Source organism: Rahnella laticis (genome assembly GCF_015644585.1).
In the GTDB taxonomy this organism is placed as follows: domain Bacteria; phylum Pseudomonadota; class Gammaproteobacteria; order Enterobacterales; family Enterobacteriaceae; genus Rahnella; species Rahnella laticis.
The window spans coordinates 1-24500 of record NZ_JADOBI010000005.1 but is presented as its reverse complement, the minus strand read 5'-3'; the positions used below and the strand labels follow the sequence as shown (position 1 = coordinate 24500).

31 protein-coding genes and 1 pseudogene are annotated in these 24500 nt (G+C 52.4%); 15 read left to right on the top strand and 17 right to left on the bottom strand.

Annotated elements, in window-relative coordinates:
- Positions 1–5: 5 nt before the first annotated feature.
- The 7 genes from fliL to fliF form a co-directional block, all read right to left on the bottom strand.
- A complete protein-coding gene (fliL, locus tag IV433_RS12015) occupies positions 6–506 on the bottom strand; it encodes a flagellar basal body-associated protein FliL (RefSeq protein ID WP_152326968.1) in 501 nt (166 codons plus the stop codon).
- A 214-nt stretch (positions 507–720) separates the two neighbouring features.
- The gene (locus IV433_RS12010) at positions 721–2115 is read right to left on the bottom strand and encodes a flagellar hook-length control protein FliK (protein WP_195814650.1); all 1395 of its coding nucleotides are present in this window, start codon (positions 2113–2115) and stop codon (positions 721–723) included.
- Positions 2112–2558 carry a flagellar export protein FliJ gene (fliJ, locus tag IV433_RS12005; RefSeq protein ID WP_195814651.1) on the bottom strand — a complete coding sequence of 149 codons (447 nt, stop codon included), beginning with the start codon at positions 2556–2558 and terminating at the stop codon, positions 2112–2114. The genes IV433_RS12010 and fliJ overlap by 4 nt, the downstream gene beginning before the upstream one ends.
- A 26-nt stretch (positions 2559–2584) precedes the next feature.
- Positions 2585–3949: a flagellar protein export ATPase FliI gene (gene fliI, locus IV433_RS12000; protein WP_195814652.1), complete on the bottom strand. Its 1365-nt coding sequence runs from the start codon at positions 3947–3949 to the stop codon at positions 2585–2587.
- Complete coding sequence (fliH, locus tag IV433_RS11995; protein ID WP_195814695.1) at positions 3949–4704, bottom strand: flagellar assembly protein FliH; 756 nt, start codon at positions 4702–4704, stop codon at positions 3949–3951. The genes fliI and fliH overlap by 1 nt, the downstream gene beginning before the upstream one ends.
- A gap of 7 nt (positions 4705–4711) precedes the next feature.
- On the bottom strand, positions 4712–5707 hold the full coding sequence (fliG, locus tag IV433_RS11990; protein WP_193333183.1) for a flagellar motor switch protein FliG: 996 nt from the start codon (positions 5705–5707) through the stop codon (positions 4712–4714).
- Entirely contained in the window at positions 5701–7419 is a 1719-nt protein-coding gene (gene fliF / locus IV433_RS11985; RefSeq protein ID WP_195814653.1) for a flagellar basal-body MS-ring/collar protein FliF, read from the bottom strand. Before fliF ends, fliG begins: the two co-directional genes overlap by 7 nt.
- 282 nt (positions 7420–7701) lie before the next feature.
- Between fliF and fliE the strand changes: the two genes are divergently transcribed.
- The 3 genes from fliE (at position 7702) to IV433_RS11970 (ending at position 9894) form a co-directional block, all read left to right on the top strand.
- Positions 7702–8016, top strand: a complete 315-nt coding sequence (gene fliE, locus IV433_RS11980) for a flagellar hook-basal body complex protein FliE (protein WP_152326975.1) — start codon at positions 7702–7704, stop codon at positions 8014–8016.
- A gap of 587 nt (positions 8017–8603) precedes the next feature.
- Positions 8604–9509, top strand: a complete 906-nt coding sequence (locus tag IV433_RS11975) for a bestrophin family protein (RefSeq protein ID WP_195814654.1) — start codon at positions 8604–8606, stop codon at positions 9507–9509.
- Positions 9510–9654: 145 nt separating this feature from the next.
- Complete coding sequence (locus tag IV433_RS11970) at positions 9655–9894, top strand: hypothetical protein (RefSeq protein WP_195814655.1); 240 nt, start codon at positions 9655–9657, stop codon at positions 9892–9894.
- Positions 9895–9979: 85 nt separating this feature from the next.
- On the opposite strand, the gene IV433_RS11965 is transcribed toward IV433_RS11970, so the two are convergent.
- Positions 9980–10459: a GNAT family N-acetyltransferase gene (locus IV433_RS11965; protein ID WP_195814656.1), complete on the bottom strand. Its 480-nt coding sequence runs from the start codon at positions 10457–10459 to the stop codon at positions 9980–9982.
- Positions 10460–10790: 331 nt separating this feature from the next.
- Here IV433_RS11965 and IV433_RS11960 point away from each other — a divergent pair, with 331 nt between their 5' ends.
- Entirely contained in the window at positions 10791–10964 is a 174-nt protein-coding gene (locus IV433_RS11960) for a hypothetical protein (RefSeq protein WP_165057865.1), read from the top strand.
- 63 nt (positions 10965–11027) lie between these two features.
- Here the strand turns inward: IV433_RS11960 and IV433_RS11955 are convergent, their stop codons facing one another.
- On the bottom strand, positions 11028–11228 hold the full coding sequence (locus IV433_RS11955; RefSeq protein WP_195814657.1) for a DUF7736 domain-containing protein: 201 nt from the start codon (positions 11226–11228) through the stop codon (positions 11028–11030).
- Positions 11229–11412: 184 nt separating this feature from the next.
- Between IV433_RS11955 and IV433_RS11950 the strand changes: the two genes are divergently transcribed.
- On the top strand, positions 11413–11682 hold the full coding sequence (locus tag IV433_RS11950; protein ID WP_152326980.1) for a hypothetical protein: 270 nt from the start codon (positions 11413–11415) through the stop codon (positions 11680–11682).
- Between the two features lie 106 nt (positions 11683–11788).
- On the opposite strand, the gene IV433_RS11945 is transcribed toward IV433_RS11950, so the two are convergent.
- Positions 11789–12064, bottom strand: coding sequence for a hypothetical protein (locus IV433_RS11945; RefSeq protein WP_195814658.1), 276 nt, complete (start codon positions 12062–12064; stop codon positions 11789–11791).
- A 238-nt stretch (positions 12065–12302) separates the two neighbouring features.
- Entirely contained in the window at positions 12303–12728 is a 426-nt protein-coding gene (locus IV433_RS11940; RefSeq protein ID WP_195814659.1) for a DUF4186 domain-containing protein, read from the bottom strand.
- A gap of 140 nt (positions 12729–12868) precedes the next feature.
- Between IV433_RS11940 and IV433_RS11935 the strand changes: the two genes are divergently transcribed.
- Positions 12869–13123: a hypothetical protein gene (locus IV433_RS11935; RefSeq protein WP_195814660.1), complete on the top strand. Its 255-nt coding sequence runs from the start codon at positions 12869–12871 to the stop codon at positions 13121–13123.
- A 70-nt stretch (positions 13124–13193) separates the two neighbouring features.
- Positions 13194–13352, top strand: a complete 159-nt coding sequence (locus tag IV433_RS11930) for a YqaE/Pmp3 family membrane protein (RefSeq protein ID WP_152326983.1) — start codon at positions 13194–13196, stop codon at positions 13350–13352.
- A gap of 82 nt (positions 13353–13434) precedes the next feature.
- Here the strand turns inward: IV433_RS11930 and IV433_RS11925 are convergent, their stop codons facing one another.
- From IV433_RS11925 to fliD, 5 genes are all read right to left on the bottom strand, one after another.
- Positions 13435–13611, bottom strand: a complete 177-nt coding sequence (locus IV433_RS11925; protein ID WP_095922224.1) for a GhoT/OrtT family toxin — start codon at positions 13609–13611, stop codon at positions 13435–13437.
- A 111-nt stretch (positions 13612–13722) separates the two neighbouring features.
- Complete coding sequence (locus IV433_RS11920; protein ID WP_255562195.1) at positions 13723–14460, bottom strand: helix-turn-helix transcriptional regulator; 738 nt, start codon at positions 14458–14460, stop codon at positions 13723–13725.
- A gap of 328 nt (positions 14461–14788) precedes the next feature.
- A complete protein-coding gene (gene fliT / locus IV433_RS11915; protein WP_152326985.1) occupies positions 14789–15151 on the bottom strand; it encodes a flagella biosynthesis regulatory protein FliT in 363 nt (120 codons plus the stop codon).
- Positions 15126–15563, bottom strand: coding sequence for a flagellar export chaperone FliS (fliS, locus tag IV433_RS11910; protein WP_152326986.1), 438 nt, complete (start codon positions 15561–15563; stop codon positions 15126–15128). The genes fliT and fliS overlap by 26 nt, the downstream gene beginning before the upstream one ends.
- 14 nt (positions 15564–15577) lie before the next feature.
- Positions 15578–17005: a flagellar filament capping protein FliD gene (gene fliD, locus IV433_RS11905; RefSeq protein WP_195814662.1), complete on the bottom strand. Its 1428-nt coding sequence runs from the start codon at positions 17003–17005 to the stop codon at positions 15578–15580.
- A 253-nt stretch (positions 17006–17258) separates the two neighbouring features.
- On the opposite strand from fliD, the gene IV433_RS11900 reads away from it, so the two are divergent.
- The 8 genes from IV433_RS11900 to IV433_RS11865 all read left to right on the top strand — a co-directional run bounded on the left by IV433_RS11900 (position 17259) and on the right by IV433_RS11865 (position 24134).
- Positions 17259–18578 carry a FliC/FljB family flagellin gene (locus IV433_RS11900; RefSeq protein WP_195814663.1) on the top strand — a complete coding sequence of 440 codons (1320 nt, stop codon included), beginning with the start codon at positions 17259–17261 and terminating at the stop codon, positions 18576–18578.
- Positions 18579–18884: 306 nt separating this feature from the next.
- The gene (locus tag IV433_RS11895; RefSeq protein ID WP_195814664.1) at positions 18885–19607 is read left to right on the top strand and encodes an RNA polymerase sigma factor FliA; all 723 of its coding nucleotides are present in this window, start codon (positions 18885–18887) and stop codon (positions 19605–19607) included.
- 54 nt (positions 19608–19661) lie between these two features.
- Positions 19662–20168 carry a flagella biosynthesis regulatory protein FliZ gene (gene fliZ, locus IV433_RS11890; RefSeq protein ID WP_095922218.1) on the top strand — a complete coding sequence of 169 codons (507 nt, stop codon included), beginning with the start codon at positions 19662–19664 and terminating at the stop codon, positions 20166–20168.
- 188 nt (positions 20169–20356) lie between these two features.
- A complete protein-coding gene (locus tag IV433_RS11885; RefSeq protein WP_195814665.1) occupies positions 20357–21367 on the top strand; it encodes a D-cysteine desulfhydrase in 1011 nt (336 codons plus the stop codon).
- A 134-nt stretch (positions 21368–21501) separates the two neighbouring features.
- Positions 21502–22302, top strand: coding sequence for a cystine ABC transporter substrate-binding protein (gene tcyJ, locus IV433_RS11880; protein WP_195814666.1), 801 nt, complete (start codon positions 21502–21504; stop codon positions 22300–22302).
- 71 nt (positions 22303–22373) lie between these two features.
- Positions 22374–23042, top strand: a complete 669-nt coding sequence (tcyL, locus tag IV433_RS11875) for a cystine ABC transporter permease (protein WP_101076710.1) — start codon at positions 22374–22376, stop codon at positions 23040–23042.
- The gene (gene tcyN / locus IV433_RS11870; RefSeq protein ID WP_195814667.1) at positions 23039–23791 is read left to right on the top strand and encodes an L-cystine ABC transporter ATP-binding protein TcyN; all 753 of its coding nucleotides are present in this window, start codon (positions 23039–23041) and stop codon (positions 23789–23791) included. The genes tcyL and tcyN overlap by 4 nt, the downstream gene beginning before the upstream one ends.
- 160 nt (positions 23792–23951) lie before the next feature.
- On the top strand, positions 23952–24134 hold the full coding sequence (locus IV433_RS11865; RefSeq protein WP_195814668.1) for a hypothetical protein: 183 nt from the start codon (positions 23952–23954) through the stop codon (positions 24132–24134).
- A gap of 261 nt (positions 24135–24395) precedes the next feature.
- On the opposite strand, the pseudogene IV433_RS26145 reads toward IV433_RS11865, so the two are convergent.
- A pseudogene (locus IV433_RS26145) lies at positions 24396–24500 on the bottom strand (IS110 family transposase); the annotation flags it as partial.

The following is a 24500-nucleotide window of genomic DNA, read 5'->3' as shown; positions in this document are numbered from 1 at the left end:
TTTGTTTATCGCAGTATGAAAGCAGTGAAAAGCACGTCGTTGATCACCTGAGGTGGCTGACCTTTGACCAGTGGCGCGTCCAGAACCTGTTTGATGTCCTGCACCAGTTGTTGTTTACCGGTTTCGCTGGCGAGATCCGCCGTCTTCTGGCGGGACAGGAGCAGCAGCAGACGGCTGCGAACTTCAGGCAGGTATTCATTGAGAATAGCCCGATTCTGTTCATCGGGCAGACGCAGGGTCAGGCCGATGTACAACACGCGGTCAGGATCGTTATCCGGCGTTTGCAGGTTAACGGTAAAGGTATCCAGTGCCAGGAAGATCGGCGCCGCAGGGGGCTCGCTCTTCTTCACTTCAGCCGCGCTACCGTTCGCAGGCTGCTGTTTGTGCATCATCCACCAGGCGTAACCGGCCGCACCACAGGCTCCAAGGGTAATGAGTAACAGCAGAATCATCATTAACGGCCGCTTTTTTTTCTTACGCGACGCCGTGAGAGCAGAGTCAGACATGGATGAGGCGATTTCCTGTAAGTATGAGCAGACTGGCGTGAGGAGCACCGGACTGCTGAGTCAATTCTGAGAATGATTATCCCGCTTATCCTGTTGTTCAATAGTCAGAATAGGCGGGGTAAATAAGGTCAGCTCTGCCGTTTGAATTAAGGGAGAACTGACCGGCTGCAATTATCTGAAACAATTTTGCGAGGTTTTACGCATCTGCAAAACGCTACGCAAAGATATCCACGCTGTTATTTCCGCCAATCCGCTGCGCAATAGAAGCCGGAACCGGCAGGGCGTCACTGGCCGACGTGTTGCTGCCGGAATTGAACGCCGCCCAGCTTGACGCGTCACCCTGAGACGTGCCGGATTGTGAACTTTGCTGCTGAGCCTGCTGCCATTGCGAACTGTCACTGCCGACGCTGCTTTGCCCCAGGCTGATGCCGCTGTCGGCCAGCGCGGTTTTCAGCTCTGGCATCGCGGCTTCAAGGGCGGAACGAACGCCGCTGTGGCCGGACACAAAGTGCAGCTGCGCCTGATTGTTCTCAATCTTCATGCTGATCTGAATGGAACCCAGATCTTCAGGATGCAGACGCAGTTGCGCCGTCTGTTGTCCCTGACGGTTAAACATCATCACCTGCTGACCGAGCTGTTGTTGCCATTCCGGCGTGCCCAGCTGGGCGTTCAGCACCGGCGTGGACGGCGCGGTGACGACGCTGGTGGTGGTTGGTGTCGTTGGAACGGAAGCAGAAGACACGGCAACGGCGGCGGTATTGAGCTGATTTAATGCCGTTGAATTGCTGTCGAGCGTACGGCTGTCGTTTTGCTGAACAGCTGCGGTGCTGTTAGCCGCCGCGCTCATTGACGCCAGTGCGCTGCTGAAATCAGCGGCATTGGTGGACGCCGCGCTTTTGCTGCTGGTGGCATGCTGTGAAGACGTTGAGGCGACAGAGGCCGCATTGCCCGAAGCGGTTGCCGCGGTTTTCGGATCGGTGTCGGTCACTGCGGCGGTTTTACCGTCGCCGGTCAGAAGCGATGACGCCGTGACGTTCAGGCCGGAAAGCAGGGCGCTGGCGTTCTGCGCGCGCGTGGTGTCGTCGCTGGCCGTCTGTGTGGCAGCCGCGGTCACGGCCTGAATCTGCTGCGCAGGCTGTTGCTGTACCGCCAGCTGGGCGAACAGCGCCTGAATGCTGGCATCCGCAGAACCGGTATCTTTGTCTTTGTCACTCAGCGCAATGTCTTTCACCGACGTTCCCTTCAGGCTGCCGGTCGGCAAAACCTGAATGGCGGCGATCATTTTGCTCAGATCGCTGTCATCGAGCATCAGACTGCCGTCTTTCTCGCCGGTGGTGACCGCCTGCGTCAGCGTGTCTTTATCCACCGTTTCACCTTTGGCGCTGATTTGCTGCCCGAGTTTCGCCAGTGCGCTGGTGAGTTTCGGATCCAGTTTTGAGCCCAGCTGGGCTTCGAGCTGGCTGGCAAAATCTGCCGGAGACGACGCGGTGCTGTCGCCGGTCGCCGTGACGTCAGTCGCCGCTGCGCTGCTGGCGGACGAACTGCCGGTCGCTGCGCTCGTGGTCGTCTTTGCCGTGGTGACGGCAGCAGGCAAAATATTCAGATTCATGGATTTTTCTTCCTGTGTGCGCTGCGCTGGGCGAACTCATCGTTCTGTTTTTGATCAATCTTGTTTTCCAGAGAACGTTGCTGCTCGCTGGCCCGGGATTGCAATGTCTGGTACGCGTTCAGCCGCTGTTGCTTTTCCTGCCACTGGTGAACGGCGGCATTGAGCCGCTGATCCCACTGTTGTAATTGTTTGCGGTGCTGTTCAATAGCCACTTCCAGCGTACCGATGAACTGCTGGTAGTTCTGCCAGGTGTTCGCCGCTATGCCGCCGGTCATGGTGGAATTGAGTTTTTCGCGATATTCACGCTGATAGTTGAGCAGCATCGTGAGCTGCTGTTCAGCCTGATTATGCGACTGCCTGATCTGGCCTAAATTGTTGGTCGCCTGATCCAGCGCTTTTTGCGCCAGAGAACAAAGGGTGATCAATGGTGATGCGTTTTCCATCTGATTTACCTTTATTGATTAGAGAGTTAGCCAGGGAACAACATATTGAGTTCCAGACAGGCGTCTTCGTAAGTGCTGCGTTCCATGATGTCCTGCTGGAGAAAATTCTCCATTTGCGGATACAGCCTGATGGCGCGATCCAACATCGGATCGCTGCCTGCGGCGTAGGCGCCGACGCTGACCAAATCACGGTTGCGCTGGTAGCTGGACAACAGTTGTTTGAAATTACGTACGCGCCCGTACTGGGCGTCATCGATCAGCGATGTCATGGCCCGGCTGATGGAAGCTTCAATATCGATGGCCGGATAATGGCCGGATTCGGCTAAACGGCGTGACAGCACCACGTGGCCGTCGAGAATGGCGCGCGCGGAGTCGGCGATAGGATCCTGCTGGTCATCGCCTTCGGTCAGTACGGTATAAAACGCCGTGATCGAGCCGCCGCCGGTGATGCCGTTACCGGCGCGTTCAACCAGCGCGGGCAATTTGGCAAACACGGAAGGCGGATAGCCTTTGGTCGCGGGCGGTTCGCCGATGGCCAGCGCAATTTCACGCTGCGCCATGGCATAACGGGTCAGGGAATCCATGATCAGCAAAACGTGCTGGCCGCGGTCGCGGAAATCTTCGGCGATACGCGTGGCATAGGCGGCGCCCTGCATGCGCAGAAGTGGCGAAACGTCGGCGGGCGCGGCGATAACTACCGAGCGGGCGCGACCTTCGTCACCTAAAATGTTCTCTATAAAATCTTTAACTTCGCGGCCACGTTCACCAATCAGCCCGACCACGATGACGTCGGCTTTGGTGTAGCGCGCCATCATGCCGAGCAGCACGGATTTCCCGACGCCGGAACCGGCGAACAGGCCCATACGCTGGCCACGCCCGACTGTCAGCAATGCGTTAATGGCGCGCACGCCGACGTCAAGTACGTCGGTGATCGGCGTACGTTGCAGCGGGTTAAACGGCGGAGTGATGAGCGCAGCGCGATAGCCGGTGTCCGGCGGCGGTAAACCGTCGAGCGGTTTGGCACTGCCGTCGAGTACGCGACCAAGCAACTGCGGGCCGAGCGGAAGTTGTTTACCGGCGGTCTGGCCGTCGGCGGCAATCCGGGCATAAACCCGTGCGCCCGGCAAAATCCCTTCGACTTCTTCCAGCGGCATCAGAAACAGGCTCTGGCCGTTAAAACCGACCACTTCACTTTCCACTTCTTGCACCACCGGGCCGTCGTGACGTTCAATCAGACAGGTCGCGCCCAGCGGTAACTGCAATCCGGTGGCTTCCAGCACCAGACCGGTCGCCCGCGTCAGACGGCCGTAGCGGCGCACGGACGGCGTACGGGCCATGCGCTTTTCCGCATCATCCAGCGTTTTCAGCAGGCGGCTCAGGCGGGCGGTCATCAGAGATCTCCCGGTGCGGCAAGGCGGCACAGTTCATGCCAGCGGGTTGCCAGCGAGGCATCCATATCGCCATCTTCTGCGCTGACTTTGCAGCCACCAGCGTGGATCTGGCTGTCGGCCAGCAGACGCCAGCCGTTCATGCTCAGGGTGGAACCCAGCTGTTGTTCGACGCGCTCGAAATCTGCCGGATTAACGCGCAGCTGCGGTTTGCCCTTGAACATCGGTTCCTGCTGAATCAGCTGCTGTATCTGGTTGAGCAGGGCAGAGCCGTCACAAATCGGTGCCTGCCCGATAATCTGTTTGGCCGCCGTCAGCGCCATCTGCATCAGGCGCGAGGCGATCACGCTGTCCAGCGCGTCCAGCGTTTGCTGGAAATCGGACACCATGTGTTGCCAGTGTTCGGTCAGAACGGCCTGCTGTTGCTGGCCTTCCTGTATTCCCTGCTGCTGTCCGGCTTCCTGACCCTGCTGAAAACCGGCGGCGTAACCCTGTTTCTGCCCGGCTTCCAGACCTTGCTGGAAACCCTGCTGTTTAGCGCGACGTTGCAGGTTCAGCAACTCATTCTGATCCACCTGAAGTTTTGGCAGACCGTCGTCCTGTTCTTCTTCGCCTTCGGCCAGCAAAGGTTCGTCAGGCGTGGTGAACACCGGCACGGCCAGATCACCCGGTTTCCAGGGCTGCCACGGCAGGGCGTTGATGCGCTCGGCATTACGCTCTTCGGCGGTTTTCTTTTCCGGAGCAGGCTGGCCGGACATCGGATTATCAGACATAAGAATCCTCGCCGCCGCCAACCATCATTTCGCCGGACTCTGCTAAACGGCGAACCGTTTGCAGAATCGCTTTCTGTTCGTTCTCGACCAGAGACATACGCATCGGCCCGCGGTTTGCCAGGTCGTCGCGCAGGATATCCGCCGCACGCTGGGACATGTTGCGCAGGAACTTGTCGCGCAGTGGCTGTTCCGCACCTTTCAATGCAACCAGCAACGATTCGCCTTCGACTTCCTGCAACAGGCGCTGGATGCTGCGGTCGTCCACGTCCACCAGGTTTTCGAACAGGAACATCTCGTCGATAATTTTCTGTGCCAGTTCGCCGTCGTAACCACGAACCGCTTCGATAACGGCTTCTTCCTGCTGCGTTTTCATCAGGTTGATGATTTCTGCCGCAGTACGAACACCACCCATCTTCGCCCGTTTGAGGTTCTGGCCGTCGAGGAGGTTGTTCAGCACTTCGGTCAGTTCCGCCAGCGCCGCCGGCTGGACACCGCCGAAGGTGGCGATACGCAGCATCACGTCGTTGCGCAGACGCTCGTCGAACAGGGCCAGAATATCGGCAGCCTGACCGCGTTTGAGATGAACTAGGATGGTGGCGATAATCTGCGGATGTTCGTCGCGGATAAGATCGGCCGCCATCTGCGGTTCCATAAAGTTGAGCGTTTCCATACCGCTGGTGGTTTCGCGCGATTCCAGAATATCTTCCAGCAGGCTGGAGGCACGTTCCTCGCCCAGCGCTTTGGTCAGAACCGAACGCAGGTATTCGCTGGTGTTGACGCTCAGCGCAGCGTACTGCTCTGACTCGTCTTCGAACTCGTTCAGCACTTCCGCCAGCTGCTTGTTGGAAATCTGATGGATATTCGCCATCGCGCCGCTGATTTGCTGAACTTCGCGAGGGGAGAGGTGCTTGAACACCTCCACCGCACGGTCTTCACCCAGGGTTATCATCAAAATGGCGCTTTTTTCGGTGCCGGTCATAGTCATGATTGTTCGGTACTCATCCATTGGCGGATAACCAGGGCGACGATACGAGGATCCTTATCGGCCAGCTCCTGAACACGTTGGGTCTGAACTTCGACGCTGACACGCTGCTGAGAACGTTTACGTTTCTCCAGCTCGTCGTTGCTAAGTTTGACCGGCTTGCTGCCTTCAGGCTGTGGCATCGCTGCTGCGATGGCCGCGGCGGCTGCCGCATCTTTCTCTGCCTGCTGTTTGCGCAGCATCGGACGAACCATCTTGCGCCACAGCAGCCAGGCAACAATCAGCACCAGCAACCAGCGACCTGCGTTGAGCAACTGATCGAAGAACGCCTGTTGTTTCCAGAACGGCAGCTCACCGGTATCTTCAGCCGCGTCGTTGAACGGTGTGTTCACCACGTTCAGCGTATCGCCACGCTCCTGCGAGAAGCCCATCGCTTCACGAACCAGATCATCAATTTTCTTCAGCTGTTCGTCGGTCAGTGGCTTCGCTTTGCCATCTGTCCCGACCTGATAGTTGACGACCACCGCCGCGGACAGGCGTTGTACGGCACCCGCGCTGTGCTGCGTATGGGTAATAGTGCGGTCAACTTCGTAGTTGGTGGTTTCATCACGACGGCTGTTCGACGGAACGGTTGAACGGTTTGCCGTGTTGTTTTGCGTATTATTCTGTGCGTTGTTACCGGCCTGATTCTGCGCACCGTTGGCATTGTTCGCCGCAGGAGGATTGGTGACAGGCGCGGTCGCAGCTGGCGCAGGCTGGTTGCTTAATGCACCCGGCACGCCGCCGACGGCTGTGCCGCCAATCTGGTCACTGGTGCTCAACTGGCGTGAACGGACAGCGGCTTTTTCCGGCGTACCGTTTGGCTGGTAATTCTCGTCAGTCTGCTCGCGGCTGGCGTAGTCAATTTGCGCGGTGATTTGCGCGTGAACGTTACCGTTGCCGACAACCGGCTGGAGGATAGATTCGATACGACGTTGCAGGCGGCCTTCGACTTCATTGGCATATTTCAGCTGGGAAGCATTCAGGTCACGCCCGTTGTTGTCCGACTGCGTCAGCAAATGTCCGCTCTGATCGACCACGGTGACGTTGGCTGGCGGTAAACCCGACACGCTGCTCGACACCATATAAACGATGGCGTTGATCTGACCGTCATCCAGCGCACGACCCGGCTGTAAATTCAGGGTCACGGAAGCGGAGGGGTTTTTCTGTTCGCGGACAAACAAGGAAGGTTTTGGAATGGCTAAATGGACGCGGGCGCTGCCGACCGGGCCCAGAGTTTCGATAGTGCGGGAGAGTTCGCCTTCCAGCGCGCGCTGATAGTTGATCTGCTCGCTGAACTGGCTGATGCCGAATTTTTCCTGATCCATCAGCTCAAAGCCGACTGCGCCACCTTTCGGCAAACCGGCGGAAGCCAGTTTCAGACGTGTTTCATACACTTTATCTGCCGGGATTAACAGGGCTGCGCCGTTTTCTGAAAACTGATAAGGGATGTTCATCTGCGTCAGCTGGGTGACGATGGCACCGCCGTCCTGATCGCCCAGATTGCTAAACAACACCTTATAGGTGGGCTGTTTTGCCCACAGCATCATGACAACAACAATGGCCAGGGCAGCCGCAGCGGCGATGGCGATAGGAATTTTTGGGTTGGCGCGCAGGCGATTAAGCAACGCAGTAAAACCGTTTGGAGAGGTTTCTGCGCCGGCTATTGCGGAACTCATACAAGATCCCTATTTAGCTGTTGAATGGTGATGTTCATGTTGTCTCTTAACAAAACAGACTCCCAAGTGCGCAATCGTTGAAGCGTGACATTTTTCAGTCCTCCGTACAGGCAGGCCTATTTTCTAGGTGAGCCATTATTTGCCGCTAAAGGCAAAGTTAATGGCCCGATAAGCCATGGTTTTTAGGTTCAATTACCGCGTTTAGGAAAAAACTGATGTGATAGGGTGTCATTCCATGAAAGAAGCCTTTTGTTCACCGACACAGCAATAAGCGGAGAAAACATGTCAATTCAAGGCATTGAGAGCGTTTTACAGCAGATGCAGGCCACCGCCATCAAGGCAGGCGCAACCCCTCAGACGGATACCACGTCAGAAGCGGGTTTTGCCAGCGAACTGAAAGCGGCATTAGGCAAAATCAGCGAGACGCAAAACAACGCAAAACTGGAATCCGAAAAGCTGGAGATGGGCGTTCCCGGCGTAAGCCTGAACGACGTGATGGTGGATTTGCAGAAATCGTCAATTTCACTGCAACTGGGTATTCAGGTGAGAAATAAACTGGTGACGGCGTACCAGGATGTCATGAATATGTCGGTGTAAGTCGCTAACCTGCTGAAAATAATACAGATGAGTTGTTACCTGTGGCCTGAAAGGGCATAGCGGGGGCAACGTCATGGTTTTTTGGCAGGAAAAACGAAAAGGAAGGGCACTGCGAAGCATTACGCAAAAAATTAATAATCATCTTCCGAGTCTTTTGCTGCCGACCTGAAGATAAACCAGGCTGCTAATCCGATAATCGCCAACGCGATGAGTACTATAAGAATAATTTTCACTGGTATGCCCGCTCTCAATTTTCCGCGATCGTCTCGCGAATAGGCCTGTAATTCCAATGGGTATAACCGATCGTTATCATTATTTTGATCGTCAGTACCGATCAATCCTGAGAGCTTTCACGCCATGCCGGGCCATGTATTCTTCTCAGTCTAGATTGTTATCGGACATTACCATGCCAAACATTATGTTTCCGTTACGGTTTGTACAAAGTGATCACCTGCGCTTGTAAACGAAAACCGTGATTCTCAAAATAAATGTTACCGGTGTCACAAAATTGTCCTTTGCATGTGCAGGTTTATTTGCAAGAATCGCAAAAAAAATCGCTTCACCTGCAAAAGCACCTCCATAAAAAAATGATAATCCGTCCTCCGCGTCACTGGTTCTTGCGTTTGTTCGCCTGGCATGGCTCTGTGCTGCCCAGCATTATGTTCCGCCTCAGTCTGAATTTATTGATGTCACTCGCCGCCATTCTCAGCCTTCCCTGGTATGAGACGCTCGGCGTGAAGCTCACGCTGGCGCCGTTCAGTTTGCTGGGGGTGTCGATTGCGATCTTCCTCGGGTTTCGTAACAGCGTGGCGTATTCGCGTTATATCGAAGCGCGCCAGCTGTGGGGCGGGTTACTGATTGCCTGCCGAACGATGCAAAGTCAGGTAATGGCGGTGTGTCCGGGCGAAGCGCAGCGCGTGACGACCCTGCTGCTGGCGTTCTGCTACAGCCTCAAACATCAGCTGCGCCACAGCGATCCGCGTCCTGATCTCGAACGTTTGCTCGGGGAAGATGCGGAAGATATTTTGTCGCGTCGCGCGCCGACCAATATGGTGCAGCTGCGGATGTCGCAATGGCTGGCCGAACGGCGCCGCAGCGGGGAGTTGTCGGATATCGTCTACACCCACATGGACACCACGCTGTTGCAGCTTTCGCAGGTCGTTGGCGGGTGCGAGCGTATTGTCAGCATGCCAATCCCGTTTGCTTACGGGCTTTTGCTGCACCGCACGGTCTATCTGTTCTGTAGCTTATTGCCGTTCGCGCTGGTTGTGGATTTGCATTACATGACGCTGCTGGTTTCAGGATTTATTTCGTACAGTTTCCTGTCGCTCGATACGCTGGCGGAAGAGCTGGAAATGCCTTTCGGCTACGCTAATAACCATCTGCCGATGGACGCGATGTGTACCAATATCGAAATTAACCTGCGTGAGATGAACAACCAGACTCAGTTGCCGGATACGCCGGTGCCGGACCGTCATTACCGTCTTTCCTGATTTTTGAACGCGCGCACGGAATGGTTATTTTGTGCGCTAAAACGTGGCACTTTTCTGAAGGTTCACGATACTGTCATAATGATGAAACAAAAGTGAAATAGGATATTCGGGCAAATACAACTCCCTCCATTCTCACGAGGTATTTATGTCAGTCGTTCAGGCCAAATCATTAAACGAAGCCGAAGAGCTGCTTAATTCCGGTATGGTGAAAAAAGTCGAACTGGCTTTTAGTATTAACAGTGATGAGTTTTTCAAACTTGCGCTGGAATGTGGCGACCGCGGTGCCAAGATCACTAAAGGCAAAAAATTCTTCGTTATCACCCTGAAAAAATGGGTTATTCCTTCCAATGAAACCCCTGCCTCGAAAAGCAATGTCCTGATGTAATCTGCTTTTCGCGTCTCCATAACCCTGTCACAAGGCAGCGTTATGGAGATATTTTTCTGTCTATCCCCGGTGTTTCTTCGCTTTCTCAGGCCACCGATTTCATCATATACACGCTGAGCGGATCCGGCGAGATACGATAATCGCCAAACGCTTCTGTGCGCGCGTACCCCAGCTTTTCATACAGCGTAATGGCTTTTTCCTGAAACACGCCGGTTTCTAAAAACAAATCCCGATAGCCCAGGGCTTTCAGTTTGCTTTCCATTGCGTCAACCAGCAGTGAGGCAATGCCTTGCCCGCGATAAAGCGGATTCACATAGACCCGTTTCATCTCAGCAATCGGTTTTTCATGCCCTTCAGGCCGCGAAATATACAAACATGCGCATCCTGCCCAGTCATCGTCTACCCGCGCCATAAAACAGAAAATTTCACCCGCATCGAGCGTGGTGACGTTAATTCCCTGAAAGGATTCCGGCGGGTAGAGCGGGTATTGATAAGCATCCAGCTCTGCAATCAGTCGTGTCAGATGCGGATGATTCGCATCGGTTTCAAAAATCTGGGCACTCACAGCGCGGGCTCTCAATGCAACAAAATGGATTCATATTCTTAACCGAAATTACATCGAAAACAAGCGGCTGGGGGAGTGCAGCGAAGCCTGTATCCGGCATTTGCCCCGAAAGAGTGTAAAAATTGATGACGTCTTGCGCATGTCTGTCAGAGTTGTCTGAATTGATCAAATATTGATCTTTTTATCGCGTATCTGTACTTCTTTTATGCAACATTTATCGGGAGTGATTAATGTATGTAATGAAATCACTCGGTGTGATTAATAGTTGATGTATGATTACTTCTGTAGGTAAAGCAGTACATTATAAGAGCATGATTGAAAGGATAAAATTATGGCTGTCTATCCTGTTGGCGTTTTTGTCACGCTTACTTTTACACCAGGTTTGTTTGAAGTTATCGCTGTTCTGGATGAAGTGACGCCGGTGCAGTATCAGGTCATTAATGTGGAAACGGGAAATGTGATCCGGGTGAATGAGAATTTCATACGCGGAATAGTCAAACCGTAGCCATGCTGGTTAAGTCAGGTATCAGGCCGGCCGAGGACACTCCTTTGGCCGGCCTTCTTGTTATCACTCTGGCATTAAATTGTTAAAATCGTCTTCGTAGAGCGCCCGACATTCCTCGATAAATTCCGGGTATCCCAGCTCTGACGTCTGAACTTCCCGCCCCAGTCGTTTTTGCAAATCTTCGTGAAATCCTTCGAATTCGCCATGCAGGATCCCGGTAAATCCGGTCAGGATAATGCATTGCTCTGGCGTTAATTTTTTCACGGCGGATCCTTATCAATGGTGTAGAACTACGTTTTACGCGGCAACGCGAGGACAACAGCGGTGTACGAAACGTCGTTCATAAAAAAAATGCGTAAAGAGAGAAGTGCTTCACGCCGGTATCCGGCAGGACGCGGCAACATATTCTATCCTGTAATTAATCCCACTGGAAAACAAGGAGTCACCTATGGATCAGGATCTGTTTGAACAGGCACCACTGCCGCTGCTTACCCGGTTTCAGGTGGGCGATCGCGTAAAATTACTCACTTTCCCGGTGGGCGTTCATCCGGCCAGTTATCAGCTGGATGTGGCGATTACGCAAATTCAGGACGGGGAATTCGAAGGGGAGATTGTCCGTATTGCGCCGCTCGGGCGTTTAGGGCATCACGAAGCGCATTTCACGATCGGTGGGCACGTCGCCTTTTACGCCCGAAACATTCAGGGCATGGCCGCCTGAGTTCATGGGCTGAATGTCTGACGGCCGAAAGCCCTCAGAAAGCAAAAACCCCGCTTAAAAGGGCGGGGTTCGTTTACGCTCGTACTCTTGAATATACTTATGTTTCTTACATCATCGGCTTAACGTGTTTGGTGAGCGCCTGGGTGGTCAGTTCATCGGCCTGAATTTTCGAACAATTTCCGCAATAACCGACCAGATACCAGTTTCCATCAGCCCCTTTTTCAGGCTTCACTTTATAGCGCTCGTTCTGTTTACCGTAAAATTCACGTTCTGCGTTTTGTGATGCATCTTCCCAAAAACACAACGAAAACTGATGTTGTTTATCAACATGCCGTTGTCCGTTGCGGCTTCCACCTATCAATAAATAATGATACTCAGACATGCATCCTCCTTTTCCCAATGGGGGGTAATAATCCTCACTACAGTGTAAAACTCATTTCACCTGGAAAACTCACCCGAAAGACTGCACAAGAAGACAACAAAAGGGCGCGCAAAAGGCTGCCCGGCAGAAAACTGTCTTATTCCTTAAAATTATAGAGTACAGACGCAGCAAGGTACTTAAATCCTGAAAAACTGTGACTGCTGTCACTCTTTATTTTTTTACCACTGTGATGCGCTTCTTACAATAAATCCATTTGTTGTGGGTCAGATTTTTTTGGTTTTGCTTTCCGCGGTTTAGCGGCGGGCGCGGGACGCTGCATTTCCTGGTGTATCCAGCGCAGGATTACGGCAACCGTATAATCCTGCTGCGTTTGTGTCATCTCTGCGTGCGCCGGAATACGATGCCATTTTTCCAGACATCCGCGACAGCAGGTGGCGGTGGCGTGCTGGGCGATAAATACCGGATGGCCTCGCATCGGCGTCTGTTTGCCGTCGGCCTGCGGTTGCGCGGGCGCGAGCCTCCGGTTAATGAAATCGGCGGCGTGCTGCGCCACGGTATCGGGTCCGTGATTCATACAATATTCGTATTCTTTCGGGCCAAGATGAAAGCGCTGGCGAAAGGGGGAAGACGCCAGACGCTGAAAAACGTCATCGGTTGAAAACATAGTGATGGTGTCCATGCGCAGGTTAGACGCAGAAATAGCGGGTGTTTTTGCATCAGCTGTCGGCTTTGACCGAACTGTTGCCATGCTAGTCTGGTTTTAATGACTTTCCCACCGACTTTTCACGACAGCAGGAACACGCAATGGCAGAAAAACAGGTATTCGATTTGGTGATGTCGGTTAACAAACATGCCGAAGAAACTGCCATGCAACATCTGATGCTGCGCAATTTTATCATCGTGATGTGCCGCAATATGACGGACGAGCAAAAAACGCAGGTGAGATGGCAGATGCGCCAGATCCATCAGATAACCGATGCCGAGTACCGCGCAGGCGATGTCGAATTGCTGGATAAAGTGCGTCGTGACGTGGAAGTTATGCTGGATCTGATCAATTAAGGTTCATCTGATAGGCGGCTTTGTTTCCCTGAACTATCATTAACTCAATGATAACCAAAGGGAGATAAACATGGGATTCTGGAGAGTTTTGATCACCATCCTGGTACCGCCGTTAGGCGTACTGATTGGTAACGGTTTCGGCGGTGCTTTCTTGCTGAATATTATCCTGACACTGTGCGGTTATCTGCCGGGTCTGATCCACGGCTTTTGGGTGCAAACCCGTAATTAGCAGCAACGTTAACAGCAGCAAAAATAGTTTTACTGAACCCGGCCTGAAAGCCGGGTTTTTTAATGAGCGCAGTTTTACAGCGTCAGAACAGAGAGAAGAGCAGAACGACGGGAAGGCTCATCGGCCAGGTAAACCCGATAATGCCGGACGTTAACAAGCGTATTTTAATCGTGTCGCGGCTCACGAGAAGCGTCACTAATGCCGCAATACCCAATCCACCCCAATAAATCGTTTTAATCACTTCCCACCAAACGTGCACTGCCAACCCCTGATCACCCGTAAATTAACGGCGTGTATGATATTCGGTTAACATCTGGTAATCAATTATTGTGTGATGTTACTCATGATTTAGTATTGTAGTACTTAGGAGTTAGTTGTTATAAGTCATCGTTTGTGATGAGAGGGGACGCATATGCCCGCGGATCGCAGTAGGCGCGAAGCCAAAACGTTTCCGAAAACGTTCCGCAAAACGGGAGCCACTTTCGTAACCGACCTGATGGGCAATGTTGGAAATCGCCAGATCGGTGCATTGCAGTAACCGCAGCGCCTGTGTCATGCGGACATCAATCATCAGATTGCGCAGAACACAATCCTCGGCAGCCAGCCGGCGGCGCAGCATCACTTCATTCATCATCAGCTGTTCTGCCACTTCCGCCGCAGTAAATGATTTATGCAGATTATCTGTCAGCAATTCGCGCACACGCTGCGTCATGCTTTCGCTGTGTTGCAGCGAATAACGCACACCCAGCTGCGACAACCAGAGCAATTGTTCCAGCATGCGATGGCGGGTAATGGGCGCGGGCAGGCCGTGATGCCAGAGAATGGCGCTGTGGGTATCGGTAAAACTCTGTTTAAAAGCCACCGGGATATGCGGAATAACCTGTAGCGTTTCAACGGCAAGCAGGGGGGCAGAAAAGCCCGTGGCATGAAGGCCCGCATCACTGAGCAACTGGTGATCCCAGGCCATAATGGCGCAGCTGAAAGGGCCATTGTCTGAGAGATGGTGGGTGAGGCTCAGCGTTTGTCCGCTGTTGAGCACCAGCATTTCGCCCGCCTGTAGCGAGAATTGCTGTTCCTGGTTAGTAATAGAAAGACTTCCATTCTGCACGAGGATTAATTGCGGCTTATTAATATAGACATCGTGAATAAAAAGCTCACTATGCTGAATAAGTAGCGAAATAGTGCCTATCCCTGGAGTCACTTTTATTTTACGAACCATATCGATGATGCCCGAAATGACGACCGCAACCTGTTGTTTGCTGCCTGATATAAAACTTCCCGCTTATGCCAATACAAACAGGCTGCCGGTTTAGGCGAGTGTTACGGAAGGAGACAGAGAGAATCAGCCCTGGTAGCCGTACGCTCTCTGCCCCTGAAACCTTATTTTTGCACAAGAAATATTGGAAAAAAATAAATCAAAAGAAGTACTTTAATAATTATTGGTGATCGCCAAAAGCGATCGAACGGAGATCAATTTTTCCGTACGTCGTGTTCACTTGTTGTTGTCGGGACGACTGACCAATCAGCTGGGTGAGCGTATTCATCCGAGCCTGTAATAACGTTTTAATCAAATTTTCATTGTCGAGAATGATACGTAAATAACGGCGAATATCATTCTGAACCATTATCGAGGTCTGTTCTGACATCGGTAATTTGGTGGTCGCTTCCACGGCTTTCACATAACTGACTTCGAGCTCGACCAGCTCATCCCATTTTTCATCTTGCGCCAGCCGCAACATCTGCTCGCTTAAAGACAGGATCAGTTGATATTCATTAACCAGATACTGATGTTGATCCATTATATTGGTCCTGCGACGGGTGGTGGTTTGGGCCGATTTGCCGCCAGGCATCGGCGATATTTTCAAGCAAGGCCAGCACCTCAGTGATGGCCTCTTGATCGTTGTGTAAATTTGCATGTAGTAAACGACGGACCATATAGGAATAAAGCGCTTCCAGGTTATCCACTAATTCCGGATCTCCTTTGTCACGACTTAATCCGGCTTTTAATCCGCTGTCGATAATATTGATGGCCATGGACAGGGATTTGCCTTTTTCGGCAATGCTTCCCTGTTGAATAAATATGCGTGCACGGATCAGGGCGCTACGCGCCCCGTCAAATAACATCGTGACTAACTGGTAAGGCGACGCACTCATGACTGCGCTTTCTACGCCAACCTGCGCGTAGGCCTGTGTTCCTTTAGCGTTATACATAATCTGTTTCCTTACTAGCTTGAACTTGATGAGGACATGGCTTCGAACTGCTGCGTCAGATACGTCGCAGTGCTGTTGAGCTTTTGAATCGAAACATCAAGTGCAGTGAATTGCGTTTTGTAACGGGCGATGGTGGTGTTGATGCTGTCATTGACCTTGTTGTACTGGGTCGTCAGGTTTTTAAGCGTGGAGTTAACCGCCGTCTGCGCGTTAGCAATGGTGCCGTTGGAGCTATCCAGGAAACCGGTATTCAGGTTGCTGATATTGGTCATCACACCGGTAGTTTTGCCGTCACCCACCATCATGGTTTGCACCGCGTTCGGGTTATTGCTCAACGCAGTGCTCAGTTTGGTATTGTCAATTTCCAGTTTGCCGGTATCCGGGTCAGTGGTGATACCAATGCTGGACAATGAGGTGATGGTGCCGGATCCGGAAGCAGCAGTGATCGCTGATTTTAGACGCGTCTGAATAGTACGCAGCGCGCTGTCGCCAAGCAGGGCGCCGTTGGTACTGTCGGCCGTATCGGAGTTAGTGCTGGTCGCGGTGAACTTGGTCAGGCTGGTGAACGTGTCCTGTAAAGCATTATAGGCATCAACAAATGCTTTAACTGCCGTTGTTGCAGTGCCCGTATTTTTAGCCACTGTTAACGTTGCGGGTGTGGTTGTGGTATCAGTCAGGTTTAGGGTAATACCATCCTGCGCATCACTGATTGTGTTGCTTTGGCGTTCAAGATCAATTCCGTTGAACGTCAGTTGCGCATTTGCCGCTGCGGCATTCTGCGTCATCGCGCCTGTAGCGGTAGAGGAGTCATAACCGATGATGTTATTCAGGGTGTCATCACCGGTAACGGCGACGGTCATTTCAGAATTTGTGCCGGTATTATTGGCGCTCAGCACCAGCTTGTAGCTGCTGTCCGTGACTTTGACGATACTGGCTGTAACGTTACCGCCTGATTTATTAATTGCATCGCGGACACCCGTCAGTGAAGTCTGGCTGTCAGTCAGTTTGATGCTCAGCGGCGTGCTGCCGTCTCCCTGGCTGATGGTTAATGTGCGCGTATTGTCAGTCGTCGTTGCACCCAAAGCCGCCGTGCTGCTGGTCTGGGTGGCAGAAATCAAAGATTGCGATGCAGCCAGTTGGGTAACAGAAACGGAATATTTACCCGCCGCCGCACCGCTGCTGGTCGTTGCGCTGAAGGCCGCTGTGTTATTTGATGATGCAGTTGTTGCGCCGTAGGTGTCAGTAGATGTTAGTGCTGTAGCAGCGTCTGCAAAAGTCTGCACCGCACTTTTCAACGTACCGTAGGCAGTCAGCTGCGCACTGTAGCTGGTCTGTGCCGTGGTGATCGGCGTTAAACGCGCTTTTTCTGCGGTTGTCAGGTTATCCAGCAGAGTGGACAAATCTAAACCTGAGCCGATACCTAATGAAGAGACAGTGGCCATATGTATCCTTTACATGTTGTGTAAGAGTCTTTAAGCCCTATCGGCACGACGGAGGAAAAGTTTAATAGATCGCAACAAAAAGTAATGGCGTGAATAGCGCGTATAAGGAAGGGTAATTCTCAAAGTAAGAAATCGGGATTTTTTGAGAAATAATTCTAAAGGTTGCCGGTGTAGCGCCGATACAAGTTTGGACGGTGATGAACGCCGTGGGCAATAAGCCCGAACCCTTAACCAGATTTGAAGGAATACACTCATGGCTCAAGTTATCAATACCAACACGCTGTCTCTGATGACTCAGAACAACCTGAACAAATCCCAGTCCGCACTGAGCACCGCTATCGAGCGTCTGTCCTCCGGTCTGCGTATCAACAGCGCAAAAGACGATGCTGCTGGTCAGGCGATTGCTAACCGCTTCACTTCAAACATCAATGGTCTGACTCAGGCTTCACGTAACGCCAATGACGGTATCTCCGTTGCGCAGACCACTGAAGGTTCACTTAGCGAAATCAACAACAACTTACAACGTATCCGTGAGCTGTCCGTTCAGGCTGCTAACGGCACTAACTCCTCTTCTGACCTGACCTCAATCCAGGACGAAATCACATCCCGTCTGTCTGAAATCGACCGTGTATCTGGTCAGACTCAGTTCAACGGCGTAAACGTACTGGCCTCTAACCAGACTATGAAAATTCAGGTTGGTGCAAACGACGGTCAGACTATCGATATTGACCTGCAGAAAATTGACTCTTCAACTTTGGGTCTGAGCGGTTTCTCTGTATCTGGTAATGCTCTGAAAACCAGCGGTGCAATCACCTCTATCGGTGGTACAGACGCAGCTGCAGCTGCACCAAAAACAGTAAATCTCTCAGCAGCAGCTGCTTCACTAACAACTGCAACTGGTTCAACTGTGAGCGCAAGCAGCTTGTCGCTGGTGAACATTCAAAATGCTGATGGCACTGCGTCTGCAAACTATGCTGTTAAGTCTGGAAGTGATTTTTATGCAGCATCTGTTGATGCCGCATCAGGTGATGTGACACTGAACACCACCGATGTGTCTTACACAGACCCAACTAATGGTGTTACAACTGCAGCTACCCAATCTGGTGTTCTGGTTAAAGTCGGTACCGATTCTACTGGCGCAGCTGCTGGTTTCGTAACAGTACAAGGTAAAAACTATCAGGCAGGTACTGGTACAGATGTTCTTGTGAATAGCACGGGGGCTACTCCAACAACTTCTGCTGCTACGACTCTGGTATTAAGTGGTACGGGTGCAACAGCTGCATTTACAGGTGCATCTACTAACGATCCGCTTAAAGCAATCGACGCTGCAATCGCTAAAGTTGACACCTTCCGTTCTTCACTGGGTGCGATTCAGAACCGTTTCGATTCTGCAATCACCAACCTGGACAACACCACTACTAACCTGTCTTCTGCACAGAGCCGTATTCAGGATGCTGACTACGCAACTGAAGTTTCTGCAATGTCTAAAGCGCAGATCCTGCAGCAGGCTGGTACTTCAGTATTGTCTAAAGCTAACCAGGTTCCTCAGTCTGTACTGTCCCTGCTGCAATAATTGTCGCTGGCGACAATATAAGCAGTCCGGTTACAAACAGAACAAACCCCGCTCCGGCGGGGTTTTTTTTAACCAAAATTTACCTTTTTCCACGATTAATGAAACGCATTCGCTGGTATAATTTAGGATAATCTTTATGTTGTGATTGTTTTTTAATCTATTGCGAACCCGGTAATCCTGCGGGGCTGAAACAGAAAGTGCGAGACATAATCAAAATAACCGCGCTTTTCAGTCCTTATTCAGGCGATTGAATGGGGATTACCACTGGCACAATGATACTGACCCTCAATTTGCCAGGTTACGACAGTGAGCGATCTGTATACCGCCGACGGCGTGATAGACAAAAATTCTTTGTGGCAGCGCTATGTTCCGCTCGTGCGCCATGAAGCCCTGCGTTTGCAGGTGCGGCTTCCCGCCAGCGTAGAGCTTGATGATCTACTGCAAGCGGGAGGGATCGGCCTGTTAAATGCGGTTGAGCGTTTTGATGCGATGCAGGGAACGGCGTTTACAACGTACGCCGTTCAGCGTATACGTGGCGCGATGCTTGATGAGCTTCGCAGCCGCGACTGGGTACCGCGCAGCGTCAGACGTAATGCGCGTGAAGTGTCTCAGGCGATGCATCACGCAGAACAAAAATTAGGGCGACCACCGAGTGAAGGAGAGGTGGCGCAGGCACTGGATATTCCCATCGAGGAATACCGGCAGATATTAATGGATACGAACAGTAGCCAGTTGTTTTCTTATGACGAATGGCGCGAAGAGCACGGCGATACTGCCGAGGCATTGATGGAAGGGCACGAAGAGGCCAACCCGTTGCATCATCTGTTGGAGGGCAATTTACGCCACCGGGTGATGGAAGCTATCGATGCGTTACCAGAACGGGAAAAGATGGTACTTACGCTTTACTACCAGGAAGAGTTGAATTTAAAAGAGATCGGGGCGGTGCTGGATGTCGGGGAATCCCGCGTAAGCCAGCTCCACAGTCAGGCGATTAAGCGTTTACGCAGCCGCCTGGCCAACGACCACTGATCCGCTTTTTCCTGGCCGGTTATACATTTTATATCCCTTATCAGGAATAAATTTATGCCAGCGGGAATCAAAACAAGGCCTTTAAGCCGTTATCTTAAAGATTTTAAACACAGTCAGACTCATTGCTCACAGTGTGCAAAAGAACTCGACAGGATGGCACTGGTGTTTCGCGGGCAAATCATCAATAAAGAGGCCATCGCCAAGATGGACCAGCCTATAGATGATGACGTGTGGCACAACCTGTCGCAGGAACTGACCGCGCTGTGTCGTTTTTGCAGTGAGATAAGCTGTAACAGCCATTCGTCATATTTTGACATCATGGCGTTTAAGCAATATCTGTTTGAGCAGACAGAGATGAACCACAGCACGGTGCGCGAGTATGTTGTCCGCCTCCGCCGTCTGGACGAAATCTTGTCAGCAAACAACTATCCTCTCGATAAGCTTTCAGGGGACAGCATCCACCAGCGGATCATCAGTGATTTGCCGGTGGCGGGCCACGATAACTACCGTATTGCTTTGCGCAAATACGACCAGTATCTGGCCTGGCAAAAATCCGCGTAAGCGGCGCTCTTACAGACTGACACACAAAACGCAAACAGGCTCCTTCGGGGGCCTGTTTTTTTGTCTTGAATCTGTCAGCATAAAGTATTAATTCTTTATATACTTATTTCATAACCATTCTGCGCAAATACATCTGCTTCGACTATCACGACTTCGCCGGCCTTGCGGCTGTGCGTCAGGGGAACACTGTGCCTGCTAAAATTGCTTTGCTTAAAACCCGGCTGGAAGCCTTTGATCGTATTGATTTACTGGGCAACTGCACGCCATTAGAAAAACTCCACCGTCTCTCTGAGTTCACGGGCCGCGACATCTATATCAAACGTGACGACATTACGCCGCTGGCGATGGGCGGTAACAAGCTCAGAAAACTGGAATATCTGGCCGCTGCTGCGCTGGCAGAAGGTGCGGATACGCTGGTGACGGCAGGCGCAATTCAGTCCAACCACGTCCGCCAGACGGCGGCAGTGGCAGCGAAACTGGGCCTGAAATGCGTTGCGTTGCTGGAAAACCCGATTGGCACCACCGAAGCCAACTATCTGACCAACGGCAACCGCCTGTTGCTGGATTTATTCAATGCTGAAGTGGTGATGTGCGATGAACTGCATGCCCCGGCGGTGCAGCTGGCAGAATTAGCTGAGCGTCTGGAAGGGCAAGGTTTTCGTCCGTACGTTGTGCCGGTCGGCGGTTCGAACGCGCTGGGTGCGCTGGGGTATGTCCAGTGCGCGCTGGAAATCGCTGAGCAGTCTTCCGCGAGTTTCGTCGATTTCAGCGCAATCGTGGTGGCGTCGGGCAGTGCGGGGACACACGCCGGGCTTGCTGTCGCATTGCAGCATTTAATGCCGGATACGCAACTGATTGGCGTGACAGTGTCACGTAAAGCCGACGCGCAGCGTCCGAAGGTGGAAACCCTAGCCCGCGACGTCGCTGCCAGTTTGCAGTTTGATGAAAAAATACCGCAGATCGTTTTGTGGGATGACTATTTTGCACCGCGCTACGGCGAGCCGAATGAAGCGGGAATGGCGGCGGTGAAACTGCTGGCGGAGCAGGAAGCGATGCTGCTGGATCCGGTGTATACCGGCAAGGCGATGGCCGGTTTGCTCGACGGCATCGAACGCGGATTATTCCCGGACGAAGGCCCGATCCTGTTCATCCATACCGGCGGCGCGCCGGCACTGTTTGCGTATCATCCGCAAGTGTGATGCCATACAGTACGCTTATGCAATTTTGCGCTAAGATTATGAAATTATATTCCTGATAACTCTCGCGCCGGGTGCTACTGTGCGCAAATCGTCAGATATATAACTTTCTAACATCGATAATAACTGAGGTGTATATGGTTTTTTCCACATTGCGTCGTCGTTTACTTCTGGGTGCCGTGGCCGTCAGCCTGACAGCCGGTATGGTCACCAACAGCTTTGCTGATGAAGGTTTACTGAAAAAAGTGAAAGACCGAGGCACGCTGATTGTCGGTCTGGAAGGGACTTATCCTCCGTTCAGTTTCCAGGGTGAAGACGGCAAACTGACCGGTTTTGAAGTGGAATTCGCCGATGCGCTCGCACAGCACATGGGCGTCAAAGCGAAGCTGCAACCGACCAAATGGGACGGCATGCTGGCTTCACTGGAATCCAAACGTATTGACGTTGTCATCAACCAGGTGACCATTTCCCCTGAACGTGAGAAGAAATATGACTTCTCCACGCCGTACACCGTTTCTGGTATTCAGGCGCTGACCAAAAAAGGTAACGAAGGCTCAATCACCAGGCCGGAAGACCTCAAAGGTAAGAAAGTGGGCGTGGGTCTGGGCAGCAACTACGAGCAGTGGTTACGCGCCAATGTTCAGGGCGTAGACGTTCGTACCTATGATGATGACCCGACGAAATATCAGGATCTGCGCGTAGGCCGTACCGATGCGATTCTGGTTGACCGCCTTGCCGCGCTGGATCTGGTGAAGAAAACCAACAACACCTTAGCCGTTGCCGGTGCGCCGTTCTCCCGTCTGGAATCTGGTGTTGCTATCCGCAAAGACAACCCTGAATTGCTGGCCGCCATCAACAAAGCGATTGCAGAAATGCAAAAAGATGGTTCTTTAGCCAAAATTTCCGAAAAATGGTTCGGGGCTGACGTCACCAAATAATTATCCGTTAAACCCGGAGCAGATCTTGCTCCGGGTTGTTTCAGGATACACATCCAAAAGGTCTTTATCGGATGCAAGAAAGTATTCAACTGGTGCTGGATTCAGCACCATTTTTATTGAAAGGAACCCTGTTTACCCTCCAGCTGAGTCTGGGCGGTATGGTCTTCGGGTTAATTCTGGGCTTTATGCTGGCGCTGATGCGCCTTTCGCATTTCTGGCCGCTGTCGTGGCTGTCACGTTTTTACGTCTCCGTATTTCGCGGTACGCCACTGATTGCGCAGCTGTTTATGATTTACTACGGTTTGCCACAGTTTGGTATCGAGCTGGATCCTATTCCGGCGGCTATGATTGGCCTCTCACTCAACACCGCGGCTTATACTTCTGAAACCCTGCGAGCGGCGATTTCGTCAATCGAAAAAGGGCAGTGGGAAGCGGCGGCAAGTATCGGCATGAACCCCTGGCAGACGATGCGCCGCGTGATTTTACCGCAGGCGGCACGTACTGCGTTGCCACCGCTGGGCAACAGCTTTATCGGATTAGTAAAAGACACCTCGCTGGCGGCGACCATTCAGGTACCGGAACTGTTCCGTCAGGCGCAGCTGGTCACCTCCCGCACGCTGGAAGTGTTCACCATGTATCTGGCCGCATCCATTATTTACTGGGTGCTGGCGACCGTTTTATCCTTCCTGCAAAACCGTCTGGAAGACCGTGTTAACCGCCAGGATCAGGAGCCTTCATGAGTACCATTGACGTTAAGCAACTGACGAAGAAATTCCACGGCCAGACGGTTTTGCACGGTATCGATTTGCAGGTCAATGCCGGTGAAGTCGTTGCGATTATCGGGCCGAGCGGTTCGGGAAAAACGACGCTTCTGCGCAGCATTAACCTGCTGGAAGAGCCGGACGGCGGCACGATCAAAGTCGGCAATATCGAAATTGACGGCAACAAGCCGATCAGCAAACAAAAAAACAAAGTCCGCGAACTGCGTCAGCAAGTTGGCTTTGTGTTCCAGAACTTCAACCTGTTCCCGCACCGTTCTGTGCTCGAAAACATTATCGAAGGCCCGGTGATTGTGAAGGGCGAACCGAAGGCGAAAGCCATCGCCACGGCGCGTCAGTTGCTGGAGAAAGTCGGATTAAGCGGCAAGGAAAACGCTTACCCGCGCCGTCTTTCCGGCGGTCAGCAACAACGTGTAGCCATAGCCCGCGCGCTGGCGATGAGCCCGGAAGTGATCCTGTTCGATGAACCGACCTCCGCCCTCGACCCGGAACTGGTAGGCGAAGTGCTCAACACCATCCGTGCGCTGGCGCTCGAACACCGCACCATGGTAATCGTGACCCACGAGATGAACTTTGCGCGCGATGTTGCGGACAGAGCGATCTTTATGGACCAGGGGAAGATCGTAGAGCAGGGGCCTGCGAAGGAGTTATTCTCGAACCCGCAGCATGCGAGGACGAAACAGTTCCTTGAGAAGTTTCTGGCGCATTAAGCGCATGGTGGTGGGCGCCGGCCCACTGCGGTTATCTGTTTATACGAGTTCGAGACGATTTCGGTTTTTCACTTGCAGTGAGGGCTGGATCGAGAATATTTCGGTTTCTCAATAACTGTGATCGCTCAGCGGCTCGTGCCGAAACCGACCAAAGAGGGCTATGACGAGCCCTCTTTGGAATCTCCGCGTCTTTTTTACTCCGCGCTACCGCTCGCTGGCCATGTTTCAGCCACTCCAGCTAGTGCCGCAAACGCCGCCGCTGCGCGGTACTTTCGTTTCGGGTTCGAACCTGCTCGAAAAAAGACTCTCGCTGTTTCTCACCACTCTCTCAACGTCGTTTTGAAAGCGGCCAATGGCTATGTAATTCAAAAGATTGATGCTGGCTGGTTTTGATTTGCTCCTTCCCCTCTCACGAGGGGAAGGCCGGGATGGGGTGTTGGTTTTAGCGACTCAGAGGTTTGCTAAACCCCCTCCCGACCTCCCCCTTCGCAGGGGGAGGAGCAAACCAACCGTTCGTAAATGTTTGCACATTTAGAAAGCCTCCAGCCGCTATCAGAAAGCTTGCTGAATGAGTGTTTCGAGACCAAAGTTACCGTCTTGAATGTCAACAACTCAACGCGTAGTTTTCATCATAAGGCAGCCCCGTTTTCAACACGCCGTAGCATAGGTGAACCAGCTTTCGCATCGCAGCACCCATTGCCGACATCTT